Origin of the sequence: Campylobacter concisus (genome assembly GCF_015230015.1) — a bacterium.
GTDB classification, from domain to species: domain Bacteria; phylum Campylobacterota; class Campylobacteria; order Campylobacterales; family Campylobacteraceae; genus Campylobacter_A; species Campylobacter_A concisus_AF.
Map to the genome: position 1 here is coordinate 38,890 of NZ_JAAKZC010000007.1, position 21,925 is coordinate 60,814.

Below are 21,925 nucleotides of genomic sequence, written 5' to 3' on the forward strand. Positions count from 1 at the left end.
AAGGCACCCATACCTTTTCGCTAACAAAAAAGTGTTGGACCCCGTAAAATGCTGACTCGCTTCACTCAGGCAATAAAATTATATAAATTCTTTGCTTAAAGTAACGTTTTGGCAAGTGCGATACAAGCGTTTATATCTTGACTTTGACTAACAAGTGGCTTTGTAAAATTTAGCTCTTTTGCAGTGACCTTTCCGATGCTTATCGTCTGATAGCTCTCGTCCCAGCCAAAATTAGCAAGAAAATTTCTCACATTTATCGGAGATGCGAAGATCAAAATACTATTTTTTGGTGGTTTTAGCTCCATTTTGCAAGGATTTAAGACATTTTCATAAGCGATGACCGCCTTTATATTTACGCCACCCTTTTGTAAAATTTCTAAGAAATTTGAAGCGCTATCTTTGCCCTTTAGATAAAGCACCTTTTTACCCTTTAAAAGTGGCAAAATTTCTCTTGCAAAGTCATCTCCATGAGCATTTTGCCCAGTGTAAATTTCACTAAAACCAAACTCTCTTGCCACCGCTGCGCAACTATTTGCGATAGCAAAGACTGGTAAATTTATAGACGAAATACTATTAAATTTTAAAGCCTTAAAGGCATTTTTGGAGGTTGCCACAAGCGCGTCAAATTCGCTTAAATTTATCTCAAATTTCAAAAACTCAATCCTACTAACACTTAAATTTACAACGCTCTCATCAGCCGTCTTTGTGTTTGAAACAAGATAAATTTTACGCAACTCTTTTTAGCCCTAAAAATGAGATAAAGGCAAGCACGCTGCAAGCTAAAATAGCTATTGAAGTCGAGTAAAAAATGTCACCAAGCCCAACTAGTGGCGAGATGATGCCGCCTAAGAAAAATGGGCAAAAACCAAGCACCGCCGAGGCCGAGCCAGCGTACTCCCTGCCCTCATTCATCGCGAGTGATGAGGCTGTTGGCAAGATAAAGCCAGTAAAGAGCAAAAGCAAGAAAAATGCGATGATAACGCCGATCACTTCAAATTTAAAGCAAAGCATAAACGCTATAAAAATGCTAGCGAACAAGGTGCCAAAAAGCCCAGTTTTTAGTGCTTTTCGCTCATTTAGCAAGCTTGCAAGCCTAGCACCTATGACGATGGCTAGGCCATTTGCCGCAAAGCAAAAACTGTAACTTACCGGGCTTAGCAGGTAAAACTCTTGCAAGATAAAAGAAGATGCCGCGATATAGGCAAACATCGCAGCCATCGTAAATGTCTGGATCGCAATAAATAGCATAAATTTCTTTTTTCTTAAAATTTTGCCAAAGACGCTGTAGGTCTGAAGCAAAGGCACTTTTAGGCGGTTAGCAGGGCTTAGGCTCTCTTTGAAGTAAAAATTTGCGATAAATAGCAAAATACCGATAATCGTTAGCGCCATAAAGATGCCGCGCCAGTCGGTAAATTTAAGTAGCAAGCTGCCGCCTATGGGCGAAAATATCGGAGCAAGACCATTTACAACCATCATAAGACTAAAAAATTTAGTCATCTCGTGACCCTTATAAAGGTCGCTCACGACGGCTCTTGAGATAACCAGACTGCCCGCACTTGCAAGCCCTTGGATGATGCGCATAAAGATAAAAAACTGGATATTTTGCGCAAAAAATATAAAAATCGTGCTAATCGTGTAGATGATGAGCGAGATGGTAAGTGGTGTTTTTCGCCCAAATTTATCGCTGATTGGGCCAACTATTAGCTGGCCTATCGCAAGTCCTGCCATCGAGGTCGTAAGAGTTAGCTGGGTTGCTGAAACGCTTGTGCCAAACCACTCAGTTATGGCTGGAAGTGCTGGCAGGTAAAGGTCTGTGACAAATGGACCAAATGCTGAAAGCGCGCCCAAAAATAGCAGTAAAAATAGTTTGGAATTTTCTTTTTTCATAGCTCTTCTTTAAATTTTAAAGGGATTATATTATGACTTTGCTTTTTGGGTTATTAAGGGTAAATTTAATGTGATTTATAAAAGAGAAAAGCCCTAAAATAGGGCTTATTTTACATTTTGTCTTTTGTGACGATTAGAAGCATTTTGAATTTGTCTTTCACTTTTAGGCCATGTGGGATCTTACCTGGAAGCACGATACTATCGCCCTTTACTAGATGAAAGCTCTCATCAGCTATCTTTAAATCAAGCTCGCCATCAAGCGCGATAAGTAGCGCATCGCCAGGGGCAGCGTGGGTTGATAGCTCTTGGTCTTTGTCAAAACTAAGTAGCGACATCGAGCCATTTTCGTTTTTGACAAGTGTCTTGCTAACTATCTTGCCACTCTCGTAGCTAACGGCATCTGCGAGGCTAAAAACACTCGCCTTGTCTAAATGATCTATCATAACATTCTCCTTAAAATCTATTAGTAAATATTTTGTTTTCTTTGTAAATTTGAGCTTTCGCCAAGTTTTTGCCTCGATAAGGCAGGCTTCGTCGCGCCCAAGCTTCATCTGCTTTTCGCCATACTCAAGCTGCGCTTCGCCATCAATAACAAAGGCAAGGCTATCTATAAAAAGCATCTCGTGATCAAGCTCTTCACCCTCGTCAAATGCGTATATATCAACGCTTGCGTTTTTATTTTGAAAGAGCCTTTTGCTAACGACGCTTTTTTCAACTATCTTTGTGTCTTTGTCAAGATTATAAATTTTGTTCAAGTTGTATCCTTTTTTGCGAAGGATTATAATGCAAGTTTTGATAACAGTTCTTAACATATGTTAAGGAATTTGACTATTTTAGTCCTTTTTTTAGCTTTCTTATCAAAAATCTAGCAGGATGAAGCTCAAAAAATAGCGATCTTTCTATGCAAAGTGGGCGAGCAAGCACAAGATCCATTATCAAATTTGCTCCAAGTATCGCCGTGCCAAGACCACGTGAGCCGTGAGCAAAATTTACAAAGAGATTTTTTTCGTAGCTTGCTTTTGGGTTATTGTCTTTATTTTTGCTCCAAAATAGCCCTTTGTAGTTTTGCTTGTAAAACGCCTCATCGTGCAAGGCGCCAATAATAGGAAACCTATCTCCGCTATAACTTCTATAACCCACGCGTGAGCCGATGATGGTGGCTTTTTTGATGTCAAAAAACTCGCTCACGTCGCTTAAATTTTTAGCGTTATCCTCAGCTTTAGGCGTGTCGCAAATTTTATTTCTAGCGTAGGTTGCGCCGATGACTTGCACCCCTTTGACGGCTGGGCAGATATAGCCTTTTGCACTTAGCGGCATTGTATTTTTTAAAGCTGGCTTTAGGTGCGTGACTTGGCCTCTGACGCTACTTATTTGCATGTCGTAGCCTTTAAAAATTTCACTGCTCTTGCTGCCTGTGCAAAAGATCAAGATATCAGTCTCTAAGCTCTTGGCGTTTTTAAATTTAACGCTTATCTTGCCATTTTTCAGGTGCTCTCTGCTCTCATACTCGTGGTTAAATAAAATTTCAAAACCGCCTGATAGAAATTTGCAAATTTCTCTTGGTCTAGCGTATGCCGCCTCTTTTATAAATATCCCAGGATATGGCTTTAAGCTCTCATCAAATTTAAAAATTTCATCCGCACCTTGCCCCTGCCACGAGCCATATCTCTTAATCAACTCATCATCAAACGAGTAGTCGATGCAGCCATTAAATTTGATGAGGCTCTTTGGCAAATTTGCCTTGTAAAATCTCACTGCTTGCAAAAACGCATTTATATGCATGCGGCCTAAATTTACCCCAGGCTTCGTAACTAGCGGCATCAAGGCGCCGCAGTGGTTGCCCGAGCCATTTGACGCGACCTCGCACTTTGCCTCGGCGATCACAACCTTAAAGCCATTTTTGGCTAGCTCGCTGGCTGTTGCAAGACCAGCCACTCCTGCTCCTATGACAAGCGCTGTTTTGCCTTTTACGCTGGCAACTGGCTCGCACCTCGCAAACCAAGCGTCCTTTAAATTTTCATCCTTTTTCTCTAGCACGGCGCTACTCATCTGGCGTTTTCTGGCATAGCCCTCTTTTAGGCTCAGCAAAAAGGCAGCATTTTTTAACCCGTCTTTTACCATTTTTGCGCACGAGTAGGTTCTAACTATGGTGCCGACCCTGCTTAGTCTTGCGATCTGCTTAAAGACGTCCTCGCTCCAGATCGAGCCATTTTTGCTTGGGGCAAAGCCGTCTAAAAACCAGATATCAGCGCTAAATTCAAGCTCAGGCAAAATTTGATCTGCCTCGCCGTAGCAAAGATCAAGGATGATATTTGGGGCGAAATTTATACGGTGTATGCCTGAGATTAGCGGTGGATAGAGCGAAACTAGCTTTTTGGCATAAGCTTTAAAAATACCTAAATTTTCATAAATTTTTAAAAGATCTTCTTTTTTAATAGGACTTTTTTCGATGCTAACAAAGTGAAGCTTTTTGGAGCTATTTTTAAATTTCTTACAAAGCGTGAAGAAATTTAGCCCAGCACCAAAGCCAGTCTCAGCGACTATAAAGCTATCTTTGTTCTGCCAAATTTCATCAAGTGCGCTCGCAAAGACAAATTCGCTCTCAAGCCAGGGTTTGTCGGTGTTAAAGTAGATATCACCAAACTCTTCATTAAATGGAATTTGTCCTTTAAAGCTTAAATTTGCATTTTTCATCTATTTTTTGCAAAATATCCATCTATGCCGTTTGCGATGCCGTTTGCAAGGGCGTTTTGGTAAGCATCGTTAAATAGTTTTTCGCCTTCTACTGGATGCGTGATGTAACCGATCTCGACAAGAACCGCTGGCATAAGAGCACCCACAAGCACCCAAAATGGCGCTTCTCTAACACCTCCGTCGCTTGCTGCATAGACCTTTCTAGCACTTGCTAAAATGTCTTTTTGTATGTCGATACCAAGCTTATTTGAAGCGATGATCTTCTCGCGATTTAGCACGTTTAAAAACGTCTGCTGTGAGAAGTAGTTCATCTCTTCAATGTCTGATTTATTTTCAAGTGCGGCTGCGTTTTTGCTGCGTTCGCTCCTTGCAGGCGATAAGAAAAATGTCTCAATGCCGTGCATACTCTTTGCTTTAGCGGCGTTTGGAGCAGCATTTGCGTGGATAGAGACGAAAAGGTCAGCCATCTTGTCGTTTGCAAATTTCGTTCTTGATCTTAAATTTATAAAAACGTCAGTTGATCTAGTAAAATAGACCTTGTAACCACGAGATTTTAGTATCTCGCCAAGCTTTTTAGCCACGCCTAAAACGGCTGTTTTTTCTTTTAAACTGCCATTTATCGCACCAGGATCTGTGCCACCATGCCCTGGGTCGATGACGATGGTTTTGTTGCGTGAAAATTTACCAGCCACAACTGGTGGCAAAGGCGCTTCTACTGGCTCACTTTGTGCTGGCTCAGACTTTAAATTTCGCTCTGGCTCTTTTGGCTTGTCCTCTTCTTTTTTGTTTTTATTAAGTGGCGCTCTAACATTTTCATTTGAGATGAAATTTTGAGCGCTAATTATTAGCAAATCACCAGTTGCATTTGCTTTTATCGTCTTTTGCACCTTGTCAGAAAAGATGATCCTGACGGTATTTTTATCATACTGAGAGATGTGGATGTAGTCTGAGATGAAATTTTTATAAGTTAGTGGGTTACCATTTAGCCTGCCATCGATGTCCATGATGTTTTTGTAGGCGTTTTGCTGTTTGGCAAATGATGTTTTTAGCTTTGCGGTATCTAGCTTTGTGTTAAATTTAAGCACCAAGGTGTCATTTACCTTTGTCGCACTTAGTAACGTTAGGGCCGCATCTGCTGGCATGCTAGCACCTTTTACGCCATTTAGTGAATTTAGGTCTCTTATGTATGCGCTTGAGTCAAAGCCAAGCGCCTTTGAGCTGGTTATTAGCCTTGATAGCGCTTGTTTTTTCGTGTTTTTATCGTTTTTAATGATCGCATCGACATAGATATTTTTTATATCATTGTGAAGTTTGATCTTCGCGCTTCTGTTTAGAGCCATAAAATTTCTATCAAATTTGGCAAAAGTCTGCGAATTTGTCGTCGCAAAAAGAAAACTAAATGCTAGAAAAAGAGATATTAAAACCCGTTTCATTCACCATGTACCAGCTTATGCATTAGCTCTTTTACGCTTATTAGCTCTTTTAGTTTATAGCCATTTGCCCCTGTGAAAAATAGCCCGCTCTCTTTTTTGCCGCTATATGCGTCAAATAGCCTATCTGCGATGCAATACCCAACTTGCTTTGCCTCTTTGCCTCTTTGGCAAGGGCTCACGCAGTTGCTTATGCACTGGATCTTTGGACCCATTCTTTTATCGACTAAATTTATCAAATTTGTTCTTATCCCGCGAGCTGGATAGCCAACTGGGCTCTTTATAAGCTCGATGTCTTTCTCTTCAGCCGCTAGCAAAACCTCTTTAAAGCCGATGTCTGCGTCACACTCGTGAGTACCGATGAAGCGTGTGCCCATCTGAACGCCGTCTGCGCCTAGCGATATCGCCTTTTCGATGTCGTTTTTATCCCAAATTCCACCAGCTGCGATGAGCGGAAAGTCGCCCCACTCTTTGATCTCGGCTTTTACTTGTGGGATGAGGTTAAATAGTGAAAACTCAGGATCAAGGCACTGCTCATATGTAAAGCCTTGATGTCCGCCGCTTAGCGGTCCTTCAAGTACGACAGCATCTGGCAAGCGCTCATATCTTTGTAGCCAGCGCTTACAGATGATCTTTAGTGCTTTTGCGCTCGAGACGATAGGAACTAGCGCTATCTCTTTAAAATTTTGTGTAAATTCGGGTAAATTTGTAGGCAAACCTGCACCTGAGACGATGATATTTATACCAGCCTCGCAAGCATCCTTAACCACTCTTGCGTAGTCGTTTGCAGCATACATTATATTTACGCCAAGTGGCAAGTCGCCACAAATTTTACGTGCGTTTTCTATGACAGCTCGAAGGCCTCTTGTAGAGTAGAAATTTTCACTTCCAAAAGGCTTTGCATTTAGCTCTTTATCTATAAATTTGCGGTTTTCATAGTAGCCTGTGCCAACTGAGCTAATTATGCCAAGACCGCCTTCTAAGCTCACATTGCCAGCTAGTTTATCCCAGCTGATGCCAAGCCCCATACCGCCTTGAAATATCGGGTATTTTATCTCGTATTTACCTATTTTTAATGGCTTTAACTCCATTTATTCAACCTTTATCTTTGCAAATTTACGCTTTCCAACCTGCAAGATATACTCGCCTGCTCCTAATTTTAACTGCTCATCACTAATTTTTTCTTGATTGACACTAACTGCGTTTGCCTTTATATCTCGTCTTGCTTGAGAGTTTGACTCACTTAGCCCACACTGCGACAAGGCTTCAACTATCCAAATCGGCGCTTTTAAGCTAAATTCTTTCATATCTGTTGGAAGCTGATTTTGAGAGTGTACGCTGTTAAACTCAGCCATAGCAGCCTTTGCCGCCTCCTCGCCGTGATACCTCGCTGTTATCTCACAAGCAAGATCCTCTTTTGCCTTTTTTGGATGATATTTACCACTATTTACGTCATTCATCAACTCTTCTATCTCGCCAAGATTTTTTGTGCTTAGTAGCTCATACCAGCGCCACATAAGCTCATCACTTATGCTAAGCGTTTTTGCAAACATATCATTTGCATTTTCAGTTACGCCTATGTAGTTGCCAAGGCTCTTGCTCATCTTATTTACGCCATCAAGCCCCTCAAGAAGTGGCATCATGATGACAGCTTGCTCTTTGCCGATATTATATGTTCGCTGCAAGGTTCTGCCCATTAGAAGGTTAAATTTCTGATCCGTACCGCCCATTTCGATGTCACACTTCATAGCAACGCTATCATATCCTTGAAGAAGCGGATACATAAACTCAGAGATTGATATAGGATTACCAGCTTTTATCCTTTTTTCAAAGTCATCTCGCTCTAGCATTCTAGCTACTGAAAATGTGCTAGTTAGCTCGATCATCCCAGCGGCTCCTAGTTCATTTGACCATTTTGAGTTAAACATTATCACCGTTTTTTCTGGATCTAAAATTTTATAAACTTGCTCTTCATAAGTTTTAGCGTTTTTTAAAACAGTCTCTTGATCTAGCTTTTTTCTAGTGGCTGACTTGCCGGTTGGATCACCTATTTGAGCGGTAAAATCGCCTATTAAAAACTGCACGATCGCGCCATGTTTTTGAAGCAAAGCCATCTTGTTTAAAACGACTGTGTGACCTAGGTGAAGGTCTGGAGCAGTTGGATCAAAGCCTGCTTTTACATAGAAATTTTCGCCTTTTTCATAATAATTTTTAATTAAGCTTTCAACCCTTTCAGAATCGATCATTTCGGCAACGCCGCGGTTTATCTCTTGTAAAATATCATCTAACTCTTGAACCATTTTTCTCTCCTAATTATGATATGGGTCGCTTTGCGAAACAAAATCAATAATCTTATATCTATCTTTGATCTTCTCTTTGATCTCGTTTGCATCGATATTTTCTGCTATTTCGACGCTTATTTCAAACGTATCTCCGCTAAGATCATTTGCTTCGTTTAGCGAGATTGTAGCTAAATTTATATCAAGTCTAGCAAGATATGTTAAAAATTCAGCCAACGCACCTTTTCTGTTTTCTAAATTTAATAAAATTTTATACCTATGTGGGGCATTTCTAGTCCATTTGACAAAGATGATCTCATCGCCTTTATCCATGAGCTTGCCAGCGCGCTCACAAAGCTTGTGATGCACTGTCACGGTGTGACCATTTTTAAAGCCAACTATGCTATCGCCCCTTTTTGGATTGCAACAATAATCAAACTCAACGCTTGAAATTTTGTGATTTGAGTAGATCACTATGTTTTCAAATTTTTGCTTTTTGATCTGGTATTTGTCGCCCAAAGAGATCATAAATGGACGCTCTTTTCTGATGTATTTTTTAAGCATATTTGCCACTTCTTGCAGATACTCGCTATCAGTTGCCGCGCGAAAGACCTTTTTGCCTAAATTTTCGCTCTCTATCCACTCTAAAATTCTATCTTTTGAGACGTTAAATACTGATTTTAAGATATCTATCGCCATTTTGTAGTTTATATCTTTGATCTTTTGCTTACAAAATGATCTTATTGTCGCCTTTGCCTTGCCTGTTCGCACGCTATTTATCCACGAACAGCGAAATTTAGCCTCTTCGCCAGTTACTATCCTAACGATGTCGCCATTTTTTAGCTCTGTTAGAAGTGGCATCCTAACGCGGTTTATGTAAGCTTCTTTTGCATAAAGTCCGATCTCTGAGTGAATCTCATAAGCATAATCAAGCGCCGTAGCACCACGTGGTAAAGTAAAGACCTCACCCTTTGGAGAATAAACTGCGATATCTTCGATATATAAGCTATCCTTTGCGTATTCATATAGCTCTTCGACGTTGCCCTCGTTCTCGCTATTTTGCATACTGATGTCATTTAGCCAGTCAAGCTTTGGATTTAAGAGGCTGCCCTCGCCGTTTTTATATTTCCAGTGAGCGGCGACACCGTATTCAGCGGTTTTATGCATATCATAAGTGCGAACTTGCGCCTCAAAAATGCTTTTGTTATCAAAAATGGTTGTGTGTATCGTTTGATAGCCATTTTGCTTTGGAAGTGCGATATAGTCTTTAAATCTAGAAATTAAAGGGTTGAAATTTATATGTAAATTTCCAAGTGCCAGGTAGCAATCAAGCGGCTTTTGCACGATGATCCTAATGGCAAGCAAGTCAAGCACCTCTTCGATAGAAATACCCTTTCTTTGCATCTTTAGATAGATCGAGTAGTAGTGCTTTATGCGTTTTTGTATCTCGAAACTGCCCTCGATAAAGCCATTTTCAAGCAAAATTTGACTTACCTTTTCGTGAAAAGCATTTAGTTTTAGGCTAAGCTGCTGCTTGTTTTTATTTAAGTAACTATCGATCTTGGCGTATTCTTCTGGCATCGCATACTTAAAGCTTAGATCTTCAAGCATGTTTTTGATCGATGAAATTCCCAGTCTATGAGCGATCGGAGCATAAACCATAAGCGTCTCTTCAGCTATACGTTTTTGCTTTTCAGGCCTTAGCGCTTCAAGCGTTAGCATGTTGTGAAGTCTATCGCAAAGCTTTACAACAAGGACTCTCACGTCTTCTATGGAGATTAAAAGCATCTTTCTAAAAGTTAGCGCCGAGCTTGCTAATTTTTCGTTGCTATCTGAGCTTGCGAGCTTATTTTCTCTAATGGCAACTATCTTTGTAAGCCCTTCAACCAGCTTTGCAACCTCATCGCCAAATTCAGCTTGAAGCTCACCTAACGTTACATTGGTATCTTCGACCACGTCATGAAGAAGTGCAGCTATGACCATGCTCTCATCGCCGCCCATGTTTGCTACGATAGAGGCTACTAAGATGGGATGGATGGCGTATGGTTCGCCGCTTTTGCGGTATTGTCCAGCGTGAGATGTGACGCAGCTATCTACGGCTTTGTCTAAAATTTCACTTTTTTCACAAAGAGAAAAGAGCAGTTTTATCGCTTCTGAAACGTTTCTGCAAGCTAAAATTTGCTCGATTAACTGCTCTAAAAAAAGACTATTTTCCTTCAACTATTGCCTCTAAGCCTATTTTGCCCTCAGCCACTTCAAGTAGTGCGATGTCAGCAAATTTCATCTTTGAAGTATCAGCATCAACTAAAGCTATTGCACCATTTGCTAGCGCTTCTGCACGCTTTGCAACGATAAGTGAAAGCTTATATCTGTCATCTCCTACTTGTTTTAGCGCTCTTGCTGTGATTTGTTCTGTTCTCATTTTTATCCTTTTTGAAATTTATTTTACAACTGAGTATAGGGCTGCTTCTTCTTCATTTATTATTTTTAATAAATTTCCAGCCTTAAACATATTACAAACTAAGATCGGCAGTGCGTTGTCCTTTGCCAAAGCTATGGCAGTATCGTCCATAACCTTGATGTCATCACTCATCGCCTTTTCGTAGTTTAGTGATTTTAGAAGTTTTGCATCTTTGAATTTTTTAGGATCTTTGTCATAAACGCCATCAACTTTTGTCGCTTTTATGATCATATCTGAGCCAATCTCAATAGCTCTTAGCGTGGCTGCTGTATCTGTTGTGAAGAATGGATTGCCCGTGCCTGCAGCAAAGATAACAACTCTGCCCTTTTCTAGATGGCGCTGCGCACGTCCCACGATGAAGGTCTCGCAGATCGCCTCCATCTTGATCGCGCTTTGTACTCTTACCTCAAGGCCGCTTCTCTCCAAAGCTTCGCGCATCGCGATCGAGTTGATAACAGTTGCTAGCATGCCCATGTGATCGCCACTTGTTCTCTTGATGATACCGTCTTTTGCAGCGCTCACACCACGCACTATGTTACCACCGCCTATTACGATGCCAACTTCGATATCATTGTCGATGAGTTCTTTTATCTCGCTTGCTATAAATTTAAGCACAGCTGTGTCTATACCAAAACCATTTTCTCCAGCCAAGGCCTCGCCTGAAAATTTGACCAATACGCGTTTTCTCTTACTCATTGTCATGCTCCTTGAAATTCACGCATTTTAGCCAAAAAGGCTTTAAATTTAGCTAATAACGCTTACAAAGTGACTATTTTGAGATCATTTCAAGCGGGTCGATATGGTAGTTTCTTTGCGTTACTTCAAAGGTTAGATCGTTTCTAACTCGGCCTATGACGTAGCCTTTTTGCACGAGCGAGCCGACCTTTACAGTTGGCGCGATCTGGCTTAGGTGGGCGTAGATCGTGTGAATGCCGTTTTCGTTTTCGATGATGACAACATTTTCAAGCATCGGAGTTGCTTTTGCAAAGACCACCTTGCCATTTAGCACGCTTTTTACCTTCGCATCTGGGGTACTTGAGCGAAGCACGACTGACTCGTTAAAAATTTTGATGTTATATATCGGATCTACGTAATTGCCAAATTTTTGCTTTACAGAGTAGCTATCAAGTGGAGCGATCGTCCTTGCGCCTGAGTATCTCTTAACTGAGCTTGTCTGATAGCCCCCACCCATTGGCTGGCTCTTTGACCCTTTTTTGTCACCTTTGCTAGATGCTCTTTCTTGCTTTTCTCTAGCTGCTCTGGCGGCTTCATCCTCTTGCTTTTGCATGATAGCAAGCTGTTCTAGTGTCTTTCTTAGCTCGTCTTGTTGGGCTTGAAGCTTGGCTAGCTTTTTGCTGTAAATTTCTTTATCACGCTTTAGTCCGCTTATTGTATTTTTCTGCGTGCTCTCTAGGCTTTGTAGGTCACTTTGCTTACGTCTATAGTTTTTTATGCTTGAGTTTATCTCATTTATCTTGCTTGATTTATTTTTTATCTTTTCTATCGTATCTTCGTAGTTCTGGCTAAGCCTTTTAAAGTCCTCTTTTGCTATGGCGTTTAGCTTGGTTAAAATTTGCGATGAGATGATGCTCTCTTCGCTTTGCTTGCCATCGCTTGCTGACATCATAAGATCAAATGATAAATCTTCTGCGATGATCCTTATCATATTTTGCTCTAGCTCTTTTTGCGTGCGCTCTAGCTCTTTGTTTTGCTTTGTTAGATCATCAAGCTCAAGAAGCGCTTTTGAAGCATTTGTCTCAAGAACTGAAATTTGACCCTTTAAATTTGTGATATCGCCACTTATGCCACGAAGTTTTTTCTCGCCAGTTACGATATCACCAGCCAAGTCATCAAGCTTTTTACTAAGCTGCTCACTCATCACCTGGCTCGATCTTAGCGAGTTTTTGGAGTCTTTTATCTTCTCTTTAGTATTTGATGCAAAAGCTAGGCTAAATGCTAGCAAAAGTGTAAAAATTCCTTTTTTCATATTGTGCTTTTTCTAGCCTTACTCATCACTAAACTAACAGCAAAAATGCTTAAAACCACAGCCACGCCAAAAAGGATAAATATATCTCTTGAAAGATCAAGACTAGGCAAGACTACATCGATACTTGCGGCATTTTCTCTAAATATTTCAAAATTTGGTAAGAAAAAGAAAAACGCACCAACAACAATGGTCGCAACTATGCTATCAACCATGGCTGATTTATATAGCATGGCTGACTTTAGCCAAAACGGCGCACCAAAAAGCGTCATTATTTCAATGCGTTCTCTGTGCTCAAATAGCCAAATTTTAGTCTGCTTAAGCATAAGCATAAGCCCAACAACACAAAGTATCGCCATAAATGCATAAGATATGCTTTTAGCTAAATTTAGCATCTTAAAGACCTTATCATGGGTCTTTGAAAATGTCTCAACCTTGCTTATACCATCAAATTTCAAAAGCTTTTGCTTTATCTCCTCCATATACTCTGGCGATGGAAATTCACTTAGTCTTATCGAGTAAAATTTAGGCAAGGCATTTTGCAGGATGGATAAATTTTTAGCTGAGATGTCGTTTGATAGGCGGTCGATGATCTTTTGCGGACTTAGTGGCTCGACGCTAGCTAGCGTGCTAACCACTGGCTTTAGCACAGGCTCGCTTAGCTCTTTGTTTGAAACCACCACGATGTTGTAGTCATTTCCCATAAGGCGCTCATACTCTCTTACGATTTTGTCCGCTGTGAGGCTAAACTGCACTGAAAATAAAAGCGCGATTAACGGCAATATAAATCCAAGGTGGTTTTTAAGCGATCTCATGCACGCCTCCATTTTCTATGACGAAGTGGCGGTATGGGATGCGAAGCGTCGATGGGATGTGGTGTGTGACCACGACGACGCTTGTGCCTAGAAATTCTCTGGCTGATTTTAGAAGCGACCAGATGACGTCGCTTGAGTATTCGTCTAAATTTCCCGTTGGCTCATCACATAAGAGCAAATTTGGATTGTGTGCAAGAGCTCTTGCCATGGCTACTCTTTGTTGCTCGCCGCCACTTAGCTCGCGAGGGTATTTATCAGCCTTGTGAAGCATATTTACATGTTTTAAAAGTTTAGCCACTTGCTTTTTACTCACGTTTTGATTGATGCCTTTGATGATGAGGGGCAGCATGACGTTTTTTTCGACATTCCACTCATTTATCAAACGGTAGTTTTGAAATATAATGCCAACTCGCTGTCTAAGCTCGCAAAGTCTTTTGTCATCGATGTCGTCCATTTGCGTCATGCAGACATTTAGCTCGCCAGCTAGAGGCGAAATTTCTCCGTAAAATGACTTTAAAAGCGTGCTTTTTCCGCTTCCGCTCTTGCCTGTGATAAAGACAAAGTCATTTGCGTAGATGTCTAAATTTACGCTATTGATCACAACCTCGTTGCGCTCATAAGCTAGGCTTAAATTTCTTGCACTAATTATCTCTTGCATCAGCCAAATACTCCTTCAAAAGCTCGTGTGCTGCTAAATTTTCACGAATTAAGATCGGTTTTTTTATAAAATATTCGCTTTTCTCATCGCTTATTTTGATGAAACACTGCTCTGGTTTATTAAACGCTCCAAAGGCGACTTTTAGCAAAATTTCACCCTCATTTATGGTGTAAATTTCCTCAAAATGTAAAAAGTGATCCTCTTTTTTTATGATGAAATTTTTAAAATTTTTAATGATATTTTTTACGCTTGTCTTTTCTTTAAAGCTAAAATCCCCAGCCAAAACGCTTTCATTACTTTCAACCTCACAAGTATAAATAACGTCGTAGATATCCTTATCTTGGCGTCTCCAGCGGTCTTCATATTTGCTAGTTACCTCTAAATTTCTATTTTTAAAAGCTTCGATTTTTGAGTTTGTGGGCTCTAAAAATTTACTCAAACTAAAGTCGCAATACTCCTTGCTATCACTCCTTAACTCAAATTTACCACCCACTTTTAGTATCCTCTCGCACTCAAGTGCAAACGCCGATGAGACCACGCGTCTATGCTCAGCTTTATCCCAAGGCACCGGAAAGTGCAAAAATACTCTATCAACTAAATTTGATCCGATAAGCGAGAGTAAGAGCCTTGCGTCGGTATTTATGAGACGCACGTTTTCTAGGGCGCTTGCCCTAGCTAGCTTTGCTACTTGCTCGATGCTTGGTTTATAGACCTCTATGCCGATAACTAGGGTATTTGGATTGTTTTTAGCCTGATAGAGCAAGTGCCTGCCAGAGCCAAAGCCTATCTCTATGAAAATCTCTTTAAATTTATCTTTTAGCTCGCAAAATGCTGGCGCAAACTCTTCAAGGCTTAAAATTTCACTCACTTTTTTGGTTAAATTTGTCTTTTTGACGGCAAATGCTTGGCTGATGATGCCGTTACAACTTTGCTCTTTAAAAAGCTCCAGTGCCTCTTGCAAAAGGCCAACTTTAGCTGGCTTTGTAAGCTTTTCTCCTTTTACGACGACGCCGTTTTTGCCGCCTTTTACGACTAGAAAAAAGCTCTCTTCTTCATTTTTTGTGTAGATGAGCCTCTCGTTTCGGCCATTTGCCTGCCAAAGAAATTTAATTTTGTCATTACCAAATGGAAACGAGAGCTCTTTTAGGGACGAAGCGATGAAATTTGGCATTATTTTATGCTAACTTCTGCTTTTGATGACTTATCAGAGGCGATGCCGTACTCATCAACTGCTACGACGCTATAAGAGTAGCTAGCTCCTTTTTGGACGCTGTCATCTCTAAGCCCAGTATCACTTATACCACTAAAGACTTTCTCGCTAGCACCACTTCTATAAACTGTATATGAGCTAGCTCTATCAACTGCGTTCCAGCTTACATTTACACCACTGCCATCGTAGCTAGCGCTTATGCTTGGAGTTTTTGGTGCGCCAAGTGTGCTACCAACGATCGGCTCTTCTTGTTTTAAGCTCTCAAGACCGTCTTTATCGACCGCTGTCACTCTATAGTACCTTGTCGCTGCGTTTGTGTTTATGAGGTCTTCGTAGGTGTTGCTAGTCGTTTTTGCTAGGTATGTGTAAGGCAAAATTTTACTTGTCGTTCTATAAACCTTAAAATAAGCGAAATCCTCAGCTGGCGCGTAATCCCACGTTAAGATGATCTTTTTTGGCGCATTTTTGGTCGCCTGGACATTTGTTACTGATTTAGGGTAACTCCTTTGTTGTGGCGCTTATATTTTGGCTTGGTTTTGAGATGACGCCAGAAGAAGTTTTAACTAAGATCCTATACTCATAAGACCTGCCAGGTTTTACCTCAGTATCGATATACTCGGCGTTTAGTCTGCCATTTACCTCTGCTACTTGGCTAAATTTATTAGCTCCTGCATCGCTTCTTTGGATGATGTAGCTTGCTACTGTGCTATCAGGATGTGGTCTCCAGATCACTTTCACACGGCCTGGAAGCCCCGTGATAGCTTGCGCAAATGGCACAGAGTCAAGTAGTGGCTTAGTTGTCGCAGTTGCGATCGCGCCAGGTTGAGAGATGGCGTTACTTGAGTAGGTTCTCATCTGATATGAGTAAGTTGTCTCTGGAGCTAGATCACGATCCACGTAGTGCGTAGCAAAGCGGTCTTTTATGTTTGCAACTAGTTGCATTTTTGAGTTTGCATCGTTTGGATTTGAACGGTAAAGGTAGTAGCCAACGACGCTCTCGTCGCTCACTGGGTTCCACTCAAAGCCAACTTCTGTCATGTCTGAAATAGTTTTTAAGCTTGTAATAGTTGGAAGCGATGTGCTTTGCTGAGTCGGTACGCTAGAGCCGCATCCCGCTAAGAAAGCTACTAAAAATGGTGTCAACATGCGTAGGGCAAATTTTTTCATCAAAAATCTCCTTGGGAATTTTTTTGTAAATTATTTGGTTAAAGTCATCATACGTTTTTGCGGTAAATTCTACCCTTTTACCAGTTCGTGGATGGATAAAATAGAGCATATAAGCGTGAAGCATAACCCTGCTTATTTTATCGCCTTGGCTCTTAAATCCGTATAAATCATCGCCTAAAATGTGGCGATTTATACTAGCAAGATGCACTCTGATCTGATGAGTCCTGCCTGTAAAAAGCTTTGCCGCTATCAAATTTACTCCGTCTTCGCTTAGTAAATTTACGAAGGCACTCTTTGCAAATTTAGCATCCGCGACGATCGCTTTTTTTAGGCGGTTGTTTGGGTTTCTGCCGATTGGCTTGTCGATAATGACGTCCTCTTTTAGGGGCAAGTCGGTGAGTGCTAGATAAATTCGTCCCATGCTCTTGTCGCTTAGCTGCTCGCTAAGTTTGGCGTGGGCGAAGTTGTTTTTAGCAACGACGATAGCGCCGCTCGTGCCCTTATCTAGGCGGTGGACGATGCCAGCTCTTACGTCGCCGTTTAAATTTGAGAGCATAAAGCCCTTTTTGTTTAGCCACTCAACCAGCGTCGCCTCTTTGACGCTTGGGGCTTGGTGAACGACGATCTGTGGGGGTTTATTAAGCACTATGAGATCGTCGTCTTCGTAGATTATAGGGATATCAAAATTTACTTCGTACTCATTTTGCATCTCTTTTTTTGGGGCAAAATTTACGCAAATTTCATCGTTTTCGTTTAAGATAAAGCTTGGTTTTGAGACTGGTTTTAAATTTACGCTTACAAGGGAGTCTTTTATCAAATTTAAAGCTTGATTACGTGAAATTTGAAGCTCTTGTGCCACTGCAACGTCGAGTCTTGAGCTATTTAAAACATTAAATTTAACCAAAATCAAAGCCTTGTTTGTGATATAATCTAGCCAAAAAACAAGGTTTGCTTCTTGATAAAACTAGATCGGCGTATTTTAACACATTTTGATTTTATTCAGCCGTTTTTAATAATCCCAATCATAGCCATCTCATACATCCTAGTTTCCGAAGCAAACGATGTTTTAGCAAACAAACAGCTTGTATATTTTGGCATAGGATTTGTCTCATTTTTCATAGCATTTTTGCTGCCTATTAGGCGTATCGACTGGATCATTCCGATGTTTTACTGGGTTTGTATCGTGCTACTTCTAAGCGTCGATCTTTTTGGCGTTAGCAAGCTTGGAGCTAGGCGGTGGCTGGAAATCCCTTTCGTTCACTTCACGCTTCAGCCCTCAGAGCTCATGAAGCCAGCCTTTTTGCTGATGCTAGCCTACCTCGTCAAGCAGCGTCCTCCAGAGGCCGATGGGTACGGGCTAAAAGACTTTTTAAGGCTTAGTTTTTACATCCTTTTGCCTTTTGCGCTCATCATGAAAGAGCCAGATCTTGGCACCGCGCTCATACTTTTGATAGTTGGCTACACCATCCTTTTTGTAATCGGCGTAAATAAGAAAATTTGGATCTGTATCATCCTTGCCATAGGCTTTTTGGCGCCGGTTTTGTATGAAAATTTACATGATTATCAAAAAAAGAGGATCCACGACTTCATCGCCGAAGAGCCAAGCTATCACGTAAAGCAAAGCATCATCGCCATAGGTAGCGGCGGGCTAAAAGGCAAGCCAAAAGATGAGGCTACGCAGACGCACTTTAAATTTTTGCCAATCGCCACTAGTGACTTCATCTTCGCCTACAACATCGAGCGTTTTGGCTTTTATGGAGCGCTACTTTTGCTGGGGCTTTATGGCACGCTTATAACGCATCTTCTTAGCCTAAACTACGGACTTAAGAATGATTATTTCACGCAGGTGACCGCCACTGGCATAGCCGCGCTCATCTTTGTCTACGTGGGGGTAAATGTCTCGATGACGATCGGTTTTGCGCCAGTTGTGGGCGTGCCGCTGCCATTTTTTAGCTACGGCGGAAGCAGCTTTGTCACCTTCATGGTACTTTTTGGGATACTGCAAAATCTGCTAACATTTAGGTTTGATCAGACCTACCGCTCTATAAAGATTAAATTTTAAAAATTTATCTCATCTTGTTTATATTTTCTAAGTAGCTCGTTTATCTGGTTTTCAAATTTACCCCATCTTGCTTCGCTACCGTGCTTTGCGTAAAGACTCTTAGCATGAGAGATCAAAATTTCACACTTTTATCTTTTATCAAAAGATATTCGTATAGTTGATTTATCGCTGCAAGGCCGTTTTGTTCGAGCATTAGCTCTATTAAATTTTCCTCCTGGCTAGCTTGCCCCAAAAATTTAAAGATTAAATTTAGCTCGTTTGCTACATTTTCATAAATTTTAGCCACGTCACTATCTGGCTCTAGCTCGTAGTGTGCAGCAACTGTGTGAGTGATTTCATGCGCCCTAGCTCTAAAATGGCACTCATACTCTTTTGGCTTACTAAGCACTTCTTTACCAAGAGTAGCCTCTATAAAAGGGGCGTAAATGCCACAATTTATATAAAATCTCGTATGTGTTGAGCTATTGCTGCTGCTTTTTTGAAAATTTACAACGTAGATAAAATTTGGGGTATTTTTGTAGAAATTTAAAGCGCTCTTACTAAAGCCATTATCCTTAAATAGCGGCTTTAGTAGAGCAATGAACTCGTCAAATTTCTCTTTCATAAATTTAACGTGCCAGATGTATGGTTATTTATTTGCGCGCTCGATATACTCGCCACGAACTGTATCAACGCGGATGACCTCGCCTTCTAGTACGTGAAATGGTATCTGAACCACCGCGCCACTCTCAAGAGTAGCTGGCTTTTTGCCGCCTTGTGTATCACCCTTGAAATTTGGTGGAGTCTCAACTATCTTTAGCTCGACTACTTGTGGCACTTCAACGCCGATCGCATTGCCGTTGTGAAATAAAATTTCAACCATCATGCCATCGATCATCCACTTTTTAACATCACCCACGTCCTCGTCGCTGATCGCAACTTGCTCGTAAGTAGCCGTATCCATAAACTGGCAAAACTCGCCGTCGTCATAGAGATACTGCATCTCTTTTTCTTCAAGATGCGGTTGCTCGCACTTGTCACCTGCGTGAAAAGTCTTTTCAAGAACCTTTCCATCGACAAAAGATTTGATCTTTGCACGAACAAAAGCTGCACCCTTGCCCGGTTTAACGTGTTGATATTCTACGATCTTATAAGGAACGCCATCGATCTCGATCTTTAGTCCCTTTTTTAGATCGCCCATTGAATATGAAGCCATTTTTTATCCTTTCAAAATTTGTTATATAACTGCGTATTGAGCCCAAACACAAGCTTCAAGTGCGTTTAATCTCTCTAGCGTTTCTGTTTTTATATGTTCATCGACCAAGATGACCGCAAGCGCCATGCCGTGCTCATCTCTGCCAAGGCGGAAGTCTGCTATGTTTATCTTTTCATCAGCCAAAATTTTACTGATCTGAGCGATAACGCCTGGTACGTCGTGGTTTTTAAAGATGATCATCTTGCCTTTTGGCTTAAAGTCGGTCTTAAAGCCATTTATCGTCACGATGCGTTGCTGATTTTCACCAAATACCGTGCCACCAACCGTTGCTATGCCTTTTTCAGTCGTTATGCGAACGGTGATCTTATTTTTGAAAATGCTATCTCCGCCAGCATTTGTCTCGGTTACTATGCCTTTTTCATCGCATAAAAATTTAGCATTTACGTAGTTTATCGCATCACCCAGACTCTCTTTTAGAGCGCCCACTATGGCAAATGTTAGCAGCGAATTTGCATATTCTCCGATTTGACCGTGCGTTTCTATGCGGATAGCCTTGATAGCGCTTTTATTAATCTGAGCTGCCAAGAAAGCCATCTTGCTTGTAAGCTCGATATAAGGCTCAACAAATGGTGGCAAGTCTTCTGTTTTGATAGGTAAATTTAAAGCGTTTGGATAGCTGATACCACGTGCTGCTGATATAGCTTGCTCGACTGCCTCAACTGCGATGTTTCGCTGCGACTCAAGGGTATTTGCTCCAAGGTGCGGAGTGACGCTTACATTGTCTAGATCAAGAAGTGGATGGCTTGTCGCTGGCTCTTTTGTAAAAACATCGATACCAGCAAAAGCTATCTTGCCGCTTTTTAGCCCCTCATAAAGTGCCTCTTCGTTATAAAGACCACCTCTAGCGCAATTTATAAGCCTTACGCCATCTTTCATCTTAGCTATCTCTTTAGTGCCGATCATATCGGTTGTCTCTTTGGTCTTTGGAGTGTGGATCGTGATGAAGTCGCACGCCAAGATGTCATCAAAATTTTTAGTATAAGTGCCGCCCATATCGATGACCTTAGATGGATCGATATATGGGTCGTAGGCGATGATATCCATACCAAAAGCTTTTGCGCGTGCTGCTACTCTTGAGCCGATGTTACCAAAGCCGATCACGCCGAGCTTTTTCTTAAACAGCTCTACCCCGTACCACTTCTCACGCTTCCAAATTCTATCTAGCTTTAGGTCGTTGTGAGCGTACTCGAGCGATCTTGCAGCCGCTAGCATGTGAGCCATAGTTAGCTCGACTGCTGCGATAGTGTTTGCAGTCGGGACATTCATAGCGATGATGCCTCTTCTTGAACAGCCATCTATATCAACATTATCCACGCCAACACCGGCTCTAACGATAGCTTTTAGCTTTTTACCAGCTTCTAAAAACGCCTCATTTACCTCAGTCGAGCTTCTAGTGATCGCCACATCAGCCTCACCTAAAATTTTTAAAAGCTCGTCTTTTGGGGTATTAACTGCGTCTATTATATTTATATCTTGCTCTTTTTTTAAAAGCTCAAAACCTACTGGGTGTATCGCATCGCAAACAATGATAGTTTTCATAATTTTACCTCTCTCACACTTGAGTGGATATCGTAAACTCTTAGCTGCAAAATGATATTTTGCAAAAGCCTTGAGTCTTGGGTATTTAAAAAGATCTGGCTTTTGGCGCCGTCCTTTACAACAGTGAAATCAACCTCGCTATTTCTTAAAGTCTGCATCAAGCAAAACATAGAGTAGATGTCGTTTTTATCTATCATAAGTTCATATGCTGTGATCTTTGGCTTTTCTATCTTAGGTCGGTTGTATTCTATAAAAATTTCATTTACGGGCAATACGTAATCTTTTTTCTTAATAGTTGCCAGCTCGTTGATCCAGTTTTCACTGCCGGCAGTGTTTTTGGTTATATTTCGCTCGTTTGTTATATTGTTTTCTGGGATCTGGCTGAAATTTACACTTGCAAATTTAACAAGATAAATTCCAACCAAACCCAATATCACAAAGAGCAGAACAACTACTAATAAAAGTGTTCGTCTGCCCATTTATA

General features: G+C 41.1%; 22 protein-coding genes. 1 reads left to right on the plus strand and 21 read right to left on the minus strand.

What is annotated here, in order from left to right:
• Nucleotides 1-95: 95 nt before the first annotated feature.
• The 17 genes from G6W42_RS05210 to G6W42_RS05290 all read right to left on the minus strand — a co-directional run bounded on the left by G6W42_RS05210 (nucleotide 96) and on the right by G6W42_RS05290 (nucleotide 17,489).
• The gene (locus G6W42_RS05210; RefSeq protein WP_194173210.1) at nucleotides 96-734 is read right to left on the minus strand and encodes a uroporphyrinogen-III synthase; all 639 of its coding nucleotides are present in this window, start codon (nucleotides 732-734) and stop codon (nucleotides 96-98) included.
• Nucleotides 727-1,887 carry a multidrug effflux MFS transporter gene (locus tag G6W42_RS05215; RefSeq protein WP_107964828.1) on the minus strand — a complete coding sequence of 387 codons (1,161 nt, stop codon included), beginning with the start codon at nucleotides 1,885-1,887 and terminating at the stop codon, nucleotides 727-729. Before G6W42_RS05215 ends, G6W42_RS05210 begins: the two co-directional genes overlap by 8 nt.
• Before the next feature lie 110 nt (nucleotides 1,888-1,997).
• Nucleotides 1,998-2,642 (minus strand): cupin domain-containing protein, encoded by a 645-nt coding sequence (locus tag G6W42_RS05220; RefSeq protein ID WP_103581887.1) that lies wholly within the window; start codon nucleotides 2,640-2,642, stop codon nucleotides 1,998-2,000.
• A 73-nt stretch (nucleotides 2,643-2,715) separates the two neighbouring features.
• Entirely contained in the window at nucleotides 2,716-4,581 is a 1,866-nt protein-coding gene (gene mnmC / locus G6W42_RS05225; protein WP_194173211.1) for a bifunctional tRNA (5-methylaminomethyl-2-thiouridine)(34)-methyltransferase MnmD/FAD-dependent 5-carboxymethylaminomethyl-2-thiouridine(34) oxidoreductase MnmC, read from the minus strand.
• Entirely contained in the window at nucleotides 4,578-6,014 is a 1,437-nt protein-coding gene (locus G6W42_RS05230) for an N-acetylmuramoyl-L-alanine amidase family protein (protein WP_194173212.1), read from the minus strand. Before G6W42_RS05230 ends, mnmC begins: the two co-directional genes overlap by 4 nt.
• Nucleotides 6,011-7,102, minus strand: coding sequence for a nitronate monooxygenase (locus G6W42_RS05235; protein ID WP_021092139.1), 1,092 nt, complete (start codon nucleotides 7,100-7,102; stop codon nucleotides 6,011-6,013). Before G6W42_RS05235 ends, G6W42_RS05230 begins: the two co-directional genes overlap by 4 nt.
• Nucleotides 7,103-8,311, minus strand: a complete 1,209-nt coding sequence (gene tyrS, locus G6W42_RS05240; protein WP_194173213.1) for a tyrosine--tRNA ligase — start codon at nucleotides 8,309-8,311, stop codon at nucleotides 7,103-7,105.
• Between the two features lie 9 nt (nucleotides 8,312-8,320).
• On the minus strand, nucleotides 8,321-10,510 hold the full coding sequence (locus G6W42_RS05245) for a RelA/SpoT family protein (RefSeq protein ID WP_194173214.1): 2,190 nt from the start codon (nucleotides 10,508-10,510) through the stop codon (nucleotides 8,321-8,323).
• Nucleotides 10,497-10,712: a DNA-directed RNA polymerase subunit omega gene (locus G6W42_RS05250; RefSeq protein WP_004317259.1), complete on the minus strand. Its 216-nt coding sequence runs from the start codon at nucleotides 10,710-10,712 to the stop codon at nucleotides 10,497-10,499. Before G6W42_RS05250 ends, G6W42_RS05245 begins: the two co-directional genes overlap by 14 nt.
• 18 nt (nucleotides 10,713-10,730) lie before the next feature.
• Nucleotides 10,731-11,447, minus strand: a complete 717-nt coding sequence (gene pyrH, locus G6W42_RS05255; RefSeq protein WP_103630473.1) for a UMP kinase — start codon at nucleotides 11,445-11,447, stop codon at nucleotides 10,731-10,733.
• 73 nt (nucleotides 11,448-11,520) lie between these two features.
• Complete coding sequence (locus tag G6W42_RS05260) at nucleotides 11,521-12,738, minus strand: murein hydrolase activator EnvC family protein (protein WP_194173215.1); 1,218 nt, start codon at nucleotides 12,736-12,738, stop codon at nucleotides 11,521-11,523.
• A complete protein-coding gene (locus G6W42_RS05265; protein WP_194173216.1) occupies nucleotides 12,735-13,550 on the minus strand; it encodes a cell division protein FtsX in 816 nt (271 codons plus the stop codon). The genes G6W42_RS05260 and G6W42_RS05265 overlap by 4 nt, the downstream gene beginning before the upstream one ends.
• Complete coding sequence (locus G6W42_RS05270; RefSeq protein WP_107796959.1) at nucleotides 13,537-14,208, minus strand: cell division ATP-binding protein FtsE; 672 nt, start codon at nucleotides 14,206-14,208, stop codon at nucleotides 13,537-13,539. Before G6W42_RS05270 ends, G6W42_RS05265 begins: the two co-directional genes overlap by 14 nt.
• Nucleotides 14,192-15,379 (minus strand): tRNA (guanosine(46)-N7)-methyltransferase TrmB, encoded by a 1,188-nt coding sequence (gene trmB / locus G6W42_RS05275; RefSeq protein ID WP_194173217.1) that lies wholly within the window; start codon nucleotides 15,377-15,379, stop codon nucleotides 14,192-14,194. The genes G6W42_RS05270 and trmB overlap by 17 nt, the downstream gene beginning before the upstream one ends.
• Nucleotides 15,379-15,792 carry a hypothetical protein gene (locus tag G6W42_RS05280; RefSeq protein ID WP_087581575.1) on the minus strand — a complete coding sequence of 138 codons (414 nt, stop codon included), beginning with the start codon at nucleotides 15,790-15,792 and terminating at the stop codon, nucleotides 15,379-15,381. Before G6W42_RS05280 ends, trmB begins: the two co-directional genes overlap by 1 nt.
• A 118-nt stretch (nucleotides 15,793-15,910) precedes the next feature.
• The gene (locus G6W42_RS05285) at nucleotides 15,911-16,585 is read right to left on the minus strand and encodes a fibronectin type III domain-containing protein (protein ID WP_194173218.1); all 675 of its coding nucleotides are present in this window, start codon (nucleotides 16,583-16,585) and stop codon (nucleotides 15,911-15,913) included.
• A complete protein-coding gene (locus G6W42_RS05290) occupies nucleotides 16,518-17,489 on the minus strand; it encodes an RluA family pseudouridine synthase (protein ID WP_194173219.1) in 972 nt (323 codons plus the stop codon). The genes G6W42_RS05285 and G6W42_RS05290 overlap by 68 nt, the downstream gene beginning before the upstream one ends.
• 51 nt (nucleotides 17,490-17,540) lie before the next feature.
• Between G6W42_RS05290 and G6W42_RS05295 the strand changes: the two genes are divergently transcribed.
• Nucleotides 17,541-18,647, plus strand: a complete 1,107-nt coding sequence (locus G6W42_RS05295; RefSeq protein ID WP_194173220.1) for an FtsW/RodA/SpoVE family cell cycle protein — start codon at nucleotides 17,541-17,543, stop codon at nucleotides 18,645-18,647.
• Nucleotides 18,648-18,759: 112 nt separating this feature from the next.
• Here G6W42_RS05295 and G6W42_RS05300 read toward each other — a convergent pair whose 3' ends face one another.
• The 4 genes from G6W42_RS05300 to G6W42_RS05315 are packed head-to-tail and all read right to left on the minus strand — an operon-like array spanning nucleotide 18,760 to nucleotide 21,920.
• A complete protein-coding gene (locus tag G6W42_RS05300) occupies nucleotides 18,760-19,251 on the minus strand; it encodes a DUF4304 domain-containing protein (protein ID WP_242042699.1) in 492 nt (163 codons plus the stop codon).
• Nucleotides 19,252-19,275: 24 nt separating this feature from the next.
• Nucleotides 19,276-19,842, minus strand: a complete 567-nt coding sequence (gene efp, locus G6W42_RS05305) for an elongation factor P (RefSeq protein WP_103630151.1) — start codon at nucleotides 19,840-19,842, stop codon at nucleotides 19,276-19,278.
• Nucleotides 19,843-19,863: 21 nt separating this feature from the next.
• Complete coding sequence (gene serA / locus G6W42_RS05310; protein ID WP_346010465.1) at nucleotides 19,864-21,444, minus strand: phosphoglycerate dehydrogenase; 1,581 nt, start codon at nucleotides 21,442-21,444, stop codon at nucleotides 19,864-19,866.
• Nucleotides 21,438-21,920 (minus strand): hypothetical protein, encoded by a 483-nt coding sequence (locus G6W42_RS05315; protein ID WP_194173222.1) that lies wholly within the window; start codon nucleotides 21,918-21,920, stop codon nucleotides 21,438-21,440. The genes serA and G6W42_RS05315 overlap by 7 nt, the downstream gene beginning before the upstream one ends.
• Between the last annotated feature and the right edge of the window lie 5 nt (nucleotides 21,921-21,925).